15 protein-coding genes are annotated in these 13,483 nt (G+C 42.8%); 9 read left to right on the top strand and 6 right to left on the bottom strand.

Annotated features, from left to right (window positions below; genetic code table 11):
• Window positions 1–25: 25 nt before the first annotated feature.
• From brnQ to HU147_RS04625, 3 genes are all read right to left on the bottom strand, one after another.
• The gene (gene brnQ, locus HU147_RS04635; protein WP_224075125.1) at window positions 26–1,351 is read right to left on the bottom strand and encodes a branched-chain amino acid transport system II carrier protein; all 1,326 of its coding nucleotides are present in this window, start codon (window positions 1,349–1,351) and stop codon (window positions 26–28) included.
• 125 nt (window positions 1,352–1,476) lie between these two features.
• A complete protein-coding gene (locus HU147_RS04630) occupies window positions 1,477–1,659 on the bottom strand; it encodes a CsbD family protein (RefSeq protein WP_224075124.1) in 183 nt (60 codons plus the stop codon).
• Window positions 1,660–1,776: 117 nt separating this feature from the next.
• Entirely contained in the window at window positions 1,777–2,058 is a 282-nt protein-coding gene (locus HU147_RS04625; protein ID WP_224075123.1) for a hypothetical protein, read from the bottom strand.
• A gap of 524 nt (window positions 2,059–2,582) precedes the next feature.
• On the opposite strand from HU147_RS04625, the gene HU147_RS04620 reads away from it, so the two are divergent.
• On the top strand, window positions 2,583–3,659 hold the full coding sequence (locus HU147_RS04620) for a glycosyltransferase family 4 protein (RefSeq protein ID WP_224075122.1): 1,077 nt from the start codon (window positions 2,583–2,585) through the stop codon (window positions 3,657–3,659).
• Window positions 3,660–3,760: 101 nt separating this feature from the next.
• Here HU147_RS04620 and HU147_RS04615 read toward each other — a convergent pair whose 3' ends face one another.
• Together HU147_RS04615 and HU147_RS04610 are read right to left on the bottom strand one after the other, a co-directional pair.
• Window positions 3,761–4,783 carry an LCP family protein gene (locus HU147_RS04615; RefSeq protein ID WP_224075121.1) on the bottom strand — a complete coding sequence of 341 codons (1,023 nt, stop codon included), beginning with the start codon at window positions 4,781–4,783 and terminating at the stop codon, window positions 3,761–3,763.
• Between the two features lie 158 nt (window positions 4,784–4,941).
• The gene (locus HU147_RS04610; protein ID WP_224075120.1) at window positions 4,942–5,577 is read right to left on the bottom strand and encodes a YigZ family protein; all 636 of its coding nucleotides are present in this window, start codon (window positions 5,575–5,577) and stop codon (window positions 4,942–4,944) included.
• 159 nt (window positions 5,578–5,736) lie between these two features.
• Here HU147_RS04610 and HU147_RS04605 point away from each other — a divergent pair, with 159 nt between their 5' ends.
• The 7 genes from HU147_RS04605 to HU147_RS04575 all read left to right on the top strand — a co-directional run bounded on the left by HU147_RS04605 (window position 5,737) and on the right by HU147_RS04575 (window position 11,668).
• Window positions 5,737–6,882, top strand: a complete 1,146-nt coding sequence (locus HU147_RS04605) for a sensor histidine kinase (protein ID WP_224075119.1) — start codon at window positions 5,737–5,739, stop codon at window positions 6,880–6,882.
• A gap of 27 nt (window positions 6,883–6,909) precedes the next feature.
• Window positions 6,910–7,584 (top strand): response regulator, encoded by a 675-nt coding sequence (locus HU147_RS04600; RefSeq protein ID WP_036804383.1) that lies wholly within the window; start codon window positions 6,910–6,912, stop codon window positions 7,582–7,584.
• 124 nt (window positions 7,585–7,708) lie between these two features.
• Window positions 7,709–8,269, top strand: coding sequence for a YybH family protein (locus HU147_RS04595; RefSeq protein WP_224075118.1), 561 nt, complete (start codon window positions 7,709–7,711; stop codon window positions 8,267–8,269).
• Between the two features lie 161 nt (window positions 8,270–8,430).
• Entirely contained in the window at window positions 8,431–9,267 is an 837-nt protein-coding gene (locus tag HU147_RS04590) for a DegV family protein (RefSeq protein ID WP_224075117.1), read from the top strand.
• 38 nt (window positions 9,268–9,305) lie between these two features.
• Window positions 9,306–10,634 carry a DEAD/DEAH box helicase gene (locus HU147_RS04585; RefSeq protein WP_224075116.1) on the top strand — a complete coding sequence of 443 codons (1,329 nt, stop codon included), beginning with the start codon at window positions 9,306–9,308 and terminating at the stop codon, window positions 10,632–10,634.
• 242 nt (window positions 10,635–10,876) lie between these two features.
• Entirely contained in the window at window positions 10,877–11,290 is a 414-nt protein-coding gene (locus HU147_RS04580) for a ComF family protein (RefSeq protein ID WP_224075115.1), read from the top strand.
• A gap of 33 nt (window positions 11,291–11,323) precedes the next feature.
• Window positions 11,324–11,668, top strand: a complete 345-nt coding sequence (locus HU147_RS04575) for a PilZ domain-containing protein (protein ID WP_224075114.1) — start codon at window positions 11,324–11,326, stop codon at window positions 11,666–11,668.
• A gap of 204 nt (window positions 11,669–11,872) precedes the next feature.
• On the opposite strand, the gene HU147_RS04570 is transcribed toward HU147_RS04575, so the two are convergent.
• Window positions 11,873–12,577: an SDR family NAD(P)-dependent oxidoreductase gene (locus HU147_RS04570; protein WP_224075113.1), complete on the bottom strand. Its 705-nt coding sequence runs from the start codon at window positions 12,575–12,577 to the stop codon at window positions 11,873–11,875.
• Window positions 12,578–12,703: 126 nt separating this feature from the next.
• Between HU147_RS04570 and hpf the strand changes: the two genes are divergently transcribed.
• Window positions 12,704–13,291: a ribosome hibernation-promoting factor, HPF/YfiA family gene (hpf, locus tag HU147_RS04565; RefSeq protein ID WP_224075112.1), complete on the top strand. Its 588-nt coding sequence runs from the start codon at window positions 12,704–12,706 to the stop codon at window positions 13,289–13,291.
• Window positions 13,292–13,483 lie beyond the last annotated feature (192 nt).

The raw sequence follows: 13,483 nt of genomic DNA, 5'->3' as shown, positions 1-13,483 counted from the left end.
CAGCCTCCATAAAGGAGGCTGTTTTTTAATTTCCATGCTTGTTCATTCGTGCAATTGCTACGCCGATCAATGTTCCGGCAATGGCCGGTGCGATCCAGCCAATTCCTTGTTCATGCAAGGGCAGGAATTGTAGAGCCTGATCAATGCCGCTGAAGGAAATTCCTGCAGAACGGAGGCCGTCGAATACGCTGACAATTGCTGTTAAGGAGAGGGCGATTGCATAAACGTAAGGTTTTCGGTCAAAAAAGCGGTCAAAAAATGACAGAACCACGAGAACAATAGCGATTGGATATATTGCCAGTAGGACCGGCAAGGAAATGGCGATTAGCTGGGTCAGTCCGGCATTAGCTATAATAGTGCTGAAGCCAGCGTAAATGAATACATAAGTTAAATAAGAAAGCCGCGGGAAAATCTTATGAGAAAACTGAGCAGTAGCGGCTACCAAGCCGATGGAAGTGCTTAAACATGCAAAAAGAATAGCGGCGGCGATGATCAGACCACCCACCTCACCATACAAAATACGTGAAGCCATGGCTATAATAGTTCCGCCGTTGTCTTGCAAACCAACAGCTTCAACGCTGGTTACACCTATGTAGCTTAATGATAAATACACTAGCCCTAATCCCGCCGCAGCAATAATCCCGGCAAAAGCAGTCGTTTTAAGGATGCTGTTTTTGTCTTCGACTCCTTTTGCACGAATGGCTTCAATGATGACAATCCCGAAAACAAGGGCTGCAATTGCATCCATCGTCAAGTAGCCTTGCAGGAAGCTTTCAAAAAAAGCATCTGTTTTATAATTTCCAATGGGTTCCTTAATTTCTCCCATAGGAGTGAGCAAGCTTTTCACTGCTAATAACCCAATTACCACAATTAATATAGGCGTCAATATTTTACCGATGCGGTCAACGAGCTTGGATGGATTAATGGAAAACAACACGGTAATGGTAAAAAATATAATAGTAAAAACAAATAACGGCCAAAATGATGAAGTGGCAGTAGAAGGAAGGAAAGGCGCTATTCCAATTTCAAATGACACGGTTGCAGTTCGCGGTATGCCGAAAAACGGACCGATCGCCAAATAAACGATAGAAGTAAAAATGATGCCAAATACCGGATGGACACGACCTGCAATCGTTTGTAAATCCCCGCCGGCTTTTGCTATCGCCAAAATGCCCAGAAGCGGAAGCCCTACCCCGGTCAATAAAAAACCGATAATAGCCCGAATAATATTGTCACCTGCCAATTGGCCAAGAAAGGGAGGGAAAATGATATTGCCGGCTCCCAGGAAAAGTGCAAAAAGCATCAACCCTACCGTGATGGATTCACTTAAAGAAAGCGTTCTCTTTTGCATCGTAATGCTCCTTTTTAAATCAATATGCGCAAGAACATATTATACCTGATATCCTGAATTTTAGAAAACTTTAATTAAAACAAAAAAATCCGGCTGCCAGTGCAGCCGGATCCTTCATTCATAAATTACTTGTTATCCTTTTTTAAATCGCCGATTGTGTCTTGAAGATCGCCTTTAGCTTTATCCATCTTGCCTTCTGCCTGTTTTTTGTGGTCGCCAGTAGCATTGCCGACTTGATCTTTCATTTCGCCTTTGCCTTTGTTTACTGCACCTTTTAATTTATCAGACATGCTTTCGCTGTTGCTCATCCAAAAACCTCCTGTTTTAATGTCTTACTCTCTATATAGCCGTTAGCTTGAAAGTTAAACATAGCAAAAGGGCAGAGAAAAACTTCCGGCCAACGCTGGAAGTTTTCTAATGTGAATTTATATAAGTGCGGATAATGTTTCATGTGCAGCATTCTGCACGCTGCTGCAAAAATCCTGTTCTGCCAAGCGCTTTAAAGTAGTCAGCGGTGTATTTGGATTTTCCGCGACTCCTTTTCGCACCTCAAAATGCTGGTCCATGGACAAGTCGACAAGTAATCCTACACAAGTGATCGATTTAGCCAATTCAGCGCGTTTTTCATATTGCATTTTCAAAACTGCAGCTTCATCCCATGGCGTCCATTCAGTCAATCTTGCATAAAATTCCAGATTGCCATTCATTTTGGAATGCACCCCTAAAATAGAATTGTTTTAATATTCAAACTATAGTTATATTATAACACTTATCTTAGATTTTCATAGGAATATGTATAGTAATTAGGCAGATTGTTTGGATAGAATTATTTTGTAAGTGGGCTTATCTTTAAACTGACCTGCGAGAAGAAAAAGTATGCTGAAAGAAAAAACATTGTACAAGTCAGGAAAGGTTTTGTATTGCTTCAAATTTATCAAAAACCTTAAATAATACCATTCGAAAAAGTAGGATGGCAATTGGGCTGGCTGATGCCAGATTTTGTACAAGAGCCGCATGGAGGGATTAGAAAGCATGAAAGTGGGAATACTTAGAAAAAGAGGATTTGTCTCAATGGCCAAGCGCCCATTTCTATTGCTTGAAACCTTTCCATTCCTAAATGCGTCCAATGCTATAATAGGAAATTTTAATACATAAGTATGTTTTTTTCAGAGGGCATGCTATTATTATCATGGATATATTTATAGACTTAGAAGTCATAAGGAGGAAAGACATGCTTTACCTAACTTTGGTTATAGCATTTATTGCTTCAATAGTTCTGACTCCGATTGTTAAACGGTTAGCATTTCGGATAGGAGCAGTTGACCGTCCAAATTATCGAAAAGTTCATGCGAGAATAATGCCGCGTCTGGGTGGTTTAGCCATATTCGGTTCTTTTATAATCGGCTATTTTATCTTTTTGCCGGAAGAATCAATTTCTAATGCTGTAGAACCGGCATTTATCCCGATTTCAACAGCGATATTAATTGGAGCGTTGCTAATAACAGCTACCGGATTTTTAGATGATATGTACGAAATAACAGCTAAGGCAAAATTGCTTGGGCAATTTATTGCTGCTGCGATTGTTGTAATCGGCGGAGGACTGGAAATTTCCTACATCAACTTGCCTTTTGGCGGCGAATTGGATTTCGGGTACTTCAGTATTCCTTTGACCATTATATGGATTATCGGAATCACAAATGCCATTAACCTGATTGACGGACTAGACGGCTTGGCAGCAGGAGTGTCAACCATCGCTTTAATCACATTGGCTATTATGGCCTTTATAATGGGAGATCCTTTTGTACTGGCATCGGCGGCAATACTTGCTGCAAGTTCTATGGGATTCTTATTTTACAATTTCCATCCAGCCAAAATATTCATGGGCGATACCGGAGCTTTGTTCTTAGGGTTTATGATTTCGGTCCTCGCTCTCATGGGTTTCAAAAACGTTACCGTAGTAGCGTTGATCATTCCGATTATTATGCTGGGAGTTCCGATTTCGGATACGTTTTTTGCGATTGTCCGCAGAGTGCGCGAGAAACAGTCAATTTCAGCAGCTGACAAATCACACTTACACCACTGCTTATTAAATATTGGATTCTCCCATCGTCAGACTGTACTGATTATTTATGGGATAGCTGCTTTGTTTGGGCTAGCAGCGCTGTTATTCTCCCAAGCGACACTTTGGGGCGGGATTTTGCTCATTAGTGTTATGCTGATTACTATCGAATTGTTTGTGGAAGTTGTGGGCTTGGCAGGGAAGAACTATCGTCCGCTCATTAACTTTGTGAAATTTTTTGGAAAATAAAAGGGTCGAACGAAAAGCGTACTGCTTAACGTTCGATCCTTTTATTTTTGTGCATAATAAAAACCGCAGCAAAGCTGCGGTTTATTCGATTTCATCTTCAGTTATTGTTCGACGGCTATGTCTGTTTCACTGCTGTCTGATAATGTTGAAGTGTCAGGCTGCAGGCCTAAATGGCTTTTTAAGATATCCTGCACTTCTGCTAATGATTCTTCATCAAGCTGCCAATAATAAACACCAGTGCTCATATCATCGTAGCCAGTTAACGTCAGTGTGTCTACATCCGGTTTGCCGCCCTTAGCATAATTGAAAAATGACTGCATATCTTTAAAAGTTAAATCAGTTTTCATATTATCGCCAATTGCATCAATCACATCATCGTATTTTGAGAAGGAAGAAGTAGATAATATTTTGTTCATAATGCTTTCAATAATCATTTGCTGCCGTTTGCCGCGTTCAATATCATTGTCGTAGTGACGAGTTCTGGCCAACGCGAGTGCCTCACTGCCATTTAATGTCTGATAACCCTGTTCTAAAGAAATTGCATCTTTTTTATCGTTTTCGTCCTGTTCTTTAAAATCATACGGAACATTCACATCGATGCCATCAAGTGCGTTCACTACGTCAATAAAAGCATCAAAATTCATACGCACGTAATAGTCGACGGGAACATTTAAGAGTTCTTCCACACTTTCAATCGTTGAACTCGGACCATTATAGGCATAAGCATGTGTAATTTTATCTTCATATCCAGCATCAGGGATGTAAGTATACGTATCGCGAGGAATACTCACTAATTTAATCGATTTGTCCGCATTATTTAAAGTAGCAAGCACCAATGCATCTGATCTGATGTTATCAGTACTTTGGCTTCGCTTTTCGCTGTCATCTACACCGATGAAAAGAATGGAAACATTATCGTGCAACGGTTCAACTTGTTCATCTCGCAAATCCGACATTTCTCGGTCACCCGCTGTTTCAAACGACCGGTCGGCCGCCAACTCCGCTTTTTTCCATAAATAAATCCCAAAGGCAGAGCCGCAGACAATAAGCGAAACTACCGCTATAGCAGCAATTTTAACAGCCAGCCTTCTCGACTTTTTCTTTCGGTAATTTTTACGTTTCATTGTTATGGCTCCTCTATTTCGGAATGGGCTAACCGAATAGTCAATTGGCTTCATCCAAACTTTCAAATATATCAGTGAAATTCTGTAGGACTTTCGTATATGGTTACTTTGGTTCTGTCTATTATACAGTGAGACAGGAAATTCGTAAATGAAAATGATTACTCAATTTTGAATTCCAGAAATTCGCTTTCCAAGCTCTCAATTGCAGCTTGCCCGTTGGTCATTTCGTTGATCCAGCCTGTAAAAACTTCTTTTTTATCTCTTGGTACATAAATTAAAAGAGAGACCCCATCCGTATACTGAATGTCTTTTAATGGGTAGTCAGAATTGCGGACTTCGTTTTCCACTTTCCCCAGCCAGTTGTAATCGATTGTCACTTTCATCAAATAATGGAGCCGACGTTCAACCACGCCTGATGCGGCAATTGCTTCTGTCGTTGTTTTGCCGTATGCCCGGATTAAACCGCCGCCTCCAAGTTTAATGCCGCCGAAGTAGCGGGTAACTACAACAACTGCATCTTTTAATCCTTGCTTTTTTAATACTTCCAGCATAGGAAAACCGGCAGTGCCGCTTGGTTCTCCGTCGTCATTCGCTTTTTGGATCGAATCATGTTCTCCTATTAAATAGGCGGAGCAATTATGATTGGCAGAGCGGTGTTTTGCTTTAATCGATTCAATAAAATCCAGAGCTTCTTTTTCGGTTTCTGCCCGCTTGGCATAGCCGATAAAACGTGATTTTTGTATAATAATTTCACATTCTGTTAATTCACCGATAGTTTTGTAATTTTCTCGCATTTTGGCTCCCCCTAGTGTAGAATATAATCAGATAATTTGTAATGTGTTTTTAATACGGCTTTCCTTATAAAGTGTTATACTTGTGTAAGCTGTGACAGGCATAAAGGTGCAAGGATTTTTCCCTAATATACAGTTAAGTATAGCTAAGGCGGTTTTAAAATGGCTAAAAAATTCGATATGAAAGCGTTAGATTCCATTTTTAATGAAGTGCTGGAGAAAATGGAAAGTTCAAAGCAGGATATTTTCGTCATCAGTGAAAAAAGTCGCCAAAGTTATGAAGATATGAAAGACGAACTTGAAGATGTGCGAACAAATATTACCCGTGTCATAAAAGCCGGAGACCTGCTTGAAGAAAAAACCCGGGCAGCCCGGAGACGTCTCGCTGAAGTGTCTAAGTTTTTTAATTCATTTTCGGAAATCGAGGTTAGGCAGGCATACGAACAAGCAAATGAATTGCAAGTTCAATTGTCTGTGAACCGTTCTGAAGAAAAACAGTACCGCCAAAAAAGGGACCGGCTGCAGCGCAGGCTGCAAACACTGCTGCAGACGATTGAACAGGCAGAGCATCATGTCAATCGTTTAAATGTCACAATCAACTATCTGGCTTCAGACCATCCTGAAATCGGGGAAGCGATTGACAGCGTGAAGCTAAAGCAAGATTATAGCTTGCGTATTATTGAAGCGCAAGAAGAAGAGCGGAAACGGCTGTCCCGGGAAATTCACGACGGGCCTGCCCAGATGATGGCAAACGTTCTGCTTCGATCGGATTTGATTGAGAGAACTTACAGAGAAAAAGGGCCGGAACCGGCTTTTAAGGAAATATCTTCGTTAAAAGAAATGGTTCGGGATGCGCTTACCGAAGTAAGAAGAATTATTTACGATTTGCGTCCGATGGCTCTTGATGATTTGGGGCTTGTGCCGACTCTGAAAAAATATCTGGAAACAATCGAAGATTATAACCAAGGCACGCGGCTGCTATTCCATACAAGCGGAAAAGAAGTCAGGCTGCCTGGGAATTACGAGACATCTATTTTTAGATTGGTGCAGGAAGCCGTTTCAAATGCCATCCGGCATGGCAAAGCTTCATCCATAGAAGTGAATGTGGAATGGCTAAAAGACCACGTCACCTTAGTGGTGAAAGACAACGGCTCAGGGTTCGACCAGAGCATTGTAAAGAACCAATCATTCGGCTTGATCGGAATGAAAGAACGCATTGATTTAGTAGACGGCGATTTTTACATAAACTCTTCTCTGGGTAACGGAACAGTGTTGATGTTTCAAATCCCGTTGAAAACTGATGGATAAGATAAGGTATTTGAGGAGGACAACATAATGACGAAAATTATTATTATTGACGATCACCAGCTATTCCGCGAAGGGGTTAAACGAATTCTCGACTTTGAAGATTCGTTTGAAGTTGTCGCAGAAGGCGGAGACGGCACAGAAGTGACGAAATTATATGAAGAGCATCGCCCTGATGTGGTATTGATGGATATCAATATGCCACAAAAAAATGGCGTAGAGGCTACGGGTGAATTAATGGAGAAATATCCGGATGCCAAAGTCATTATGCTGTCAATTCACGATGATGAATCTTATGTTACCCATGCTTTGAAAACCGGAGCGCTTGGCTACATGCTGAAAGAAATGGACGCAGAAGCGATTATCCAAGCAATTAAAGTCGTGGCAAAAGGCGGTTCTTATCTGCATCCGAAAGTTACCCGCAATCTGGTAATGGAGTTCCGCAGATTAAGCGAACGCGAAAACAAAGGGTCGTTCCACCAAACGGAAATCCGCCGTCCTTATCATTTGCTGACAAAACGCGAAAGCGAAGTCCTTCAATTATTGACGGATGGCCAAAGCAACCGGGTAATCGGTGAAACTCTGTTTATCTCTGAAAAAACGGTTAAAAACCATGTTTCGAGCATCTTGCAGAAAATGCAAGTGAATGACCGTACTCAAGCAGTCGTGACAGCGATTAAAAACGGCTGGGTGGAAGTAAGATAAGTGAATTACTTTTAAAAAGGCCTGCAGCTTGCTGCAGGCCTTTTTGGTGTAAGGAATTCGACACAGTTTCTTCATTGTATTTCAAGATCCGCTATGTCAAAATGAACCGCAGGAGGTATGCCTGATGAAAAAAATAATGATCGTTCTAGCTTTAATGCTTACACTGGCTGCATGTTCCAATTCAGAAGAGGCCACAGGAAATCAGAATACAGCGGATGACGGCAATTCAGCGAATGAAAACAATGCGGTCGACCATGGGATGGAAGATAAAGAAGTGGGCTTTACATTGGGAGACGATGGGAAGGTTATTCAAGCGGATGTGCCCAAAGAAGAGGCAACTGCTATTCTAGCGGCTTACCAGGAATATATTGAAGCTTTTAATGCGGAAGACTTGAACCGGTACATGAACGTCATTTCGGAAAATCCCGAAGGCTTTGACCGGGAAGAAGACCGAAAGGCATTGGAGGACACTTTCGCTACTTATGATACGACATACAAAACAAGCGATGAAACCATCGTAAAGTATGAAGAAAACAGAGCTGAAGTGTATGCGACAAATATCGTGACTGTGAAAGACCCGAATTCCGAAAAAGCCACCGAACAATCCGGACGCCAAGTAGTCGTCTTTAAAAAAGAGGGAAATGAGTGGCGCGTCAGCAGCTTGCATTTTATTGGGAATCAGTAAAAAATCTAATTTCGGGTAAGTTCGGAGCAATAAGTGCAATTTCAAAAACTCGCTGGAGCAATATGCATGAAGTGAAACTTTCTGGAAGATTTTCCAGAAAGTTTTTTTATATGTCTATTGGGTTTTCTTTTTGGTAAACTGGCAATGGAGGCTGATTTAATATGAAAACAGCAATTGTTACAGATAGCACGGCTTATCTGCCGGAAGAACTCCGGAAAGAAAAAAACATTCGCATGATCCCGCTTCAAGTGACTTTCAAAAATGAATCTTTTGCAGAAGAAGTAAACTTGCATGTAGACGAATTCTATAAAAAAGCGAAAGAAGAATTCCCGAAAACTTCACAGCCGCCATTAGGAGAATTCGTGAATTTATACACGGAACTTGCACGGGAGCATGATGAAATTGTTTCGATTCATTTATCGAGCGGCATCAGTGGAACCTACGCTGGATCGCAGCAGGCCAATGAAATGGTGGAAGAAGCAAGTGTACATAGCTTTGACTCGGAAGTTTCATGTTATATGCAGGGGTTCTATGCTTTGAGAGCTGCAGATATGGCGAATGCAGGAGCGGACGCTGCAACGATTATGGAGGAACTCCATAAAATGAAAAAAAATATGCGTTCTTATTTCATGGTTGAAGATTTAAAGCATTTAAGCAGAGGCGGAAGGCTCTCCAATACGCAGGCAATCGTCGGCGGAATGCTTCAAATTAAACCGCTTTTGCATTTCGAAAACAAAATGATTGTTCCGTTTGAAAAAATCCGGACTCGAAAAAAAGCGATGAATCGCATTGCGGGAATGCTTCAAGAAGATGCAGCTTCCGGAGAGGCAATCGAAGCCGCCATTATTCATGCGAATCGGCCGGAAGAAGCAAAAAAATGGCAGGAAGAACTTGAAATTTTATGTCCCGGCGTCGATTTCACCATTTCGTATTTTGGACCGGTTATTGGTACACATTTAGGAGAAGGTTCAATGGGTTTGGGTTGGGTAAAGAAATAACCAATCCAGACCCCCGACTTCTCGGAAGGAAGATGCAGATGAAAGAATTGGAGGAATTTTTAACGGGCCGAATTTGGCTGCGGAATTTCACTCCCTTTTCAAAAGACTTAATTGATGAACACATTTCCAACGGCTTGATCGCCGTCAGCAAAGGCATTGGAGAAAACCGCGCTTGCGCCCGCTGCCTGGAAACCTCCCCGCAAAAAATCATTTCATTTTATTGCTCCAAATGCGAAGGCGACTGCTATTACTGCCGGCATTGCATCAACATGGGCCGCATCAGTTCCTGCACTGAGCTCATAACTTGGAAGCACCCAACACAATCTCCTCAGAAAAATCATTCATTCGCCTGGACAGGCACCCTAACCAGCCTTCAGGAACGTGCGTCAAGTGAAGTGTCAAGAAGCCTGAAGCAAAACAAATCACACCTCGTATACGCTGTTTGCGGAGCCGGAAAAACAGAATTATTGTTTATGCCTATTTTTGAAGCCCTGCAAAAAGGGCATCGTGTGTGCGTTGCCGCTCCACGGACGGACGTCGTACTGGAATTATCGCCCCGCATCAAGAGGGTCTTTCCCGATACAATTGTCCATACTTTATATGGGGGAGCTCCGTTCGAAGCGGGATTCGCCGACATTGTCATTGCGACCACCCACCAGCTTTATCGTTTTCAGGATGCGTTCGATGTGATGATTGTCGACGAAGCGGATGCATTTCCGTATTCATATGATGCGTCTCTCGAACGGGCCGTCATGAAGGCGAAAAAAGAAACGGCACCAGTTGTTTATGTTTCAGCAACACCTTCAGAAAGGCTGCTGGAGAAAGTTCCTGACCGCTCCGAAATCTTCAGGCGTTTCCATGGCTATGATTTGCCGGTGCCAAGCTTTGAGCCGCTTTGGAACTACAAAAAAAGCTTGTTGAAAAATAAGATCCCCAACAAATTGGCAGTCTGGATAAAGGAAAAGATATGGAAACAAGAACCTTTTTTGTTGTTTTTGCCGACGATTGAACTGATTGACCAAAGCATCACTCTTTTTCAAAAATTAGATCCGCGCATTGAAGCGGTGCACTCCCAGGATCCGCTCCGAAAAGAAAAAGTGATGCAACTGCGAACAGGCGAAATTCCAGGGTTATTGACTTCGACCATTCTGGAGCGTGGAATTACCATTCCAAATGTTCAAGTGGCTGTAGTCGGAGCAGACGACCGGATATTCGACGCTTCTGCGTTGATTCAAATTTCAGGTCGCGCCGGAAGATCGAGCGAGCAGCCGGAAGGGGACGTGCTGTTTTTCCATGACGGCATTGCAAGAGAAATGGATAAAGCCAGAAAAAGGATCATTTCCTATAATGCGAGGAGCCGCCTATGAAATGTTTGCTCTGTGATGCAACCGTTGTCTATAGCCCGACTTGGCAAGGTCTCCTATTGCGGAACAGGCAAGAATCAGTCTGCAAAAAGTGCAAAGCGGAATTTGTTGAGATCCACGGTCCAAGATGCAGCATTTGCAGCCTGCCTGGAAGCGTATTATGTACAGATTGCAGCTATTGGGAAACCACTGAATACGGTGGGAATATCGCATCAGGCACTAGTTTATACCAGTATACCGAAGCCATGAAAACATTCTTGCATCGCTACAAGTTTCTGCAGGATGTCGAACTCTCGAAAGTATTTGCTGAAGAGGTGAAGCGGTCACTCCGAAAACCAAGAGGCGTAGTCGTACCGATCCCAATGCATGCAAGTAAATTAATGGAGCGGACCTTTCCGCAAGTGGACCGGCTGCTGGATGCTGCAGAAATAAACTATCAGCATTTCCTTATTAAAAGCGACTCCACACAAGGCACCAAGTCCAAAAAAGAACGAATGGCTGTTGAAAATTTATTTGCTTGGAATGGTGAAACCGTGCCGAAAAAAATTCTCTTAGTCGATGACCTTTATACGACGGGAACAACTTTGCGCCAGGCTGCCAAAACTTTGAAAAATGCCGGTGCTGAGGAAATCCACACATGGACATTGATTCGGGGCTAGCCTGAAATTTTACTGCGAAAGGAGAGCGGTCCAATGTTTCAGGATCGAATGGAAAGTTATCGCTATAGTTTTGGAAAACCGCCTGAAATCCGTTTGGAAATTCAGCGGGAAAATGAAGTTCAGCGCCGTATCTTTGGCTTGCTTCTGGATGTTTCTCCAGGCGGAGCCAAAATTTTTTCTGAACATGAATTGCCTGTAGGGGCAGTGGCTGTTAAATTCTTTTTTAAGATCAATCACGAAAATATTGCTGCAAGTGGAGAATTGGTGTGGAAGTCTGCAATTCCAAATGGGTGGGTTTATGGAGTGGAGTATTTTGCAGATTCAGCAAAAGAAATGCTGATTGCAGAAGAAATTAAAGCCCGAATAGCCATTATTTAAAGCCTGCCGGACCTCCGGCAGGCTTTTATGTTAAGTTGTGTTTCCAGCGCTTGTCGGGGCTGGACAGGCGCTTCCGCTTTTCTAGTGTCCAGTTGCAGCGCCTAGCCCCTCGAGGTCGCTTCGGCTTTGAATCCATGGCTGTAAAGCGCCATGGCTTTCAAATCCTCCAGCGCTTGTCGGGACTGGACAGGCGCTTCCGCTTTTCTAGTGTTCATAGATCATTTTTCTTGTCATGCCTCCGTCGATGTTCAAGCATTCGCCTGTGATGAATGAATTCCGTGGATCGCATAAAAACAGGCAGGCTCGGGCGATGTCTTCGCCATTGCCGACCCGGCCGCTCCAATGTTGGGCATGGTCAATGCCGCGCAATTCCTCAGAACCGGTATGGATCCATCCGGGTGCGATGGCGTTGACCCGAATGCCTTTTTCGCTTAACGTGGCAGCGAGTGAATGGGTCAATGCATAAATGCCGCCTTTGGAAGCCGAATAGGTTTCGGTATTTGGTTCTGACATGAACGCACGGGTAGAAGCCATATTAACAATCGACCGGATGTCTTCGGTCATATACCTGGCCGCTTCCCGGCTGCAGATAAAGACGCTTTTTAGATTGGTGTTTAAGATACGGTCCCATTCTTGCTCGTCAACTTCCCAAATCGATTTGAATTCTGATAATCCGGCGTTGTTGATGAGAATATGAATAGCGCCGTAATCTTTGTGGATGCCGGAGAAAACCTCAATCACTTCTTCGAAATTTCCTACGTCGCATTTCCGGTACTCCACTCCATCGATGTCCACTTCCTCAATGTCCAGTCCAATGACGCGTGCTCCTTCGTTCTTGAAAAGCTGAGCGATGCTGTGTCCGATGCCTTGCGCAGCACCAGTAACAATAACTGTTTTATTTGTTAGCATTTTCTTCATCTCCTTGTCACTTTCTTTACCTGAATTTCACGAACTCAAAACTTTTCGCGTTTTAAGCAGGAGAGATAAGGGAAGATATAGAAATGTATAGCAGGTACAAAAGAAGGAGGAGTTAATATGCTACAATTTAATATCAAAGGCGATAACATTGAAGTAACTCCCGCAATCCGTGAGTTTATCGAAAAGAAAGTCGATAAAATTGAACGGTACTTTCCCGAAGGAACGAATGCAACTGCAATGGTCAACTTAAAGGCAATCAACCACAGCCAAACAAAAGTGGAAGTAACGATTCCTATGAAAAACCTTGTATTGCGTGCAGAAGAGCGGCATGATGAATTATATGCAGCAGTCGATTTGATCGTTGGGAAATTGGAACGGCAAATCCGTAAATATAAAACGAAAATCAACCGGAAATTCCGCGATCGTGAAGGCATCGGAATGGCATTTGCCGCAGCAGACCAAGTGCCAAACCCTGCTTACGATACCGGGGATGCCGATGATGAATATAGTGAAGATGATGACATCAAAATCGTGCGCACCAAGCAATTCGATTTGAAGCCGATGGATGAAGAAGAAGCGGTTTTGCAGATGAATATGCTTGGGCATAATTTCTTTGTATTTACAGATGCAGAGTCAAACGGGACCAACATCGTTTACAAACGGAAAGACGGTTCGTACGGCTTGATTGAAACCAGCGTAGAATAATGCAAAGCCTCTCTTGATTGAGAGGCTTTTCTTTTGGCTGAAAATCATACATAATTAAGGGAATTATTCCTTTGCCAAAACGAATGGCAAACTAATCAGATCAGGGGAGCCAGAAAGCTTTCCAAGAACGGCCAAAAGAGAGTAGAATGCGTTTATATAAAGCTTCTCTTTATTTGCACCGTGTTACCAGCA

This window comes from Planococcus chinensis (genome assembly GCF_020071995.1).
In the GTDB taxonomy this organism is placed as follows: Bacteria; Bacillota; Bacilli; order Bacillales_A; family Planococcaceae; genus Planococcus; species Planococcus chinensis_A.
Note: the sequence above shows the minus strand (reverse complement) of the source record. Positions and strands in the feature narration are given on the sequence as shown.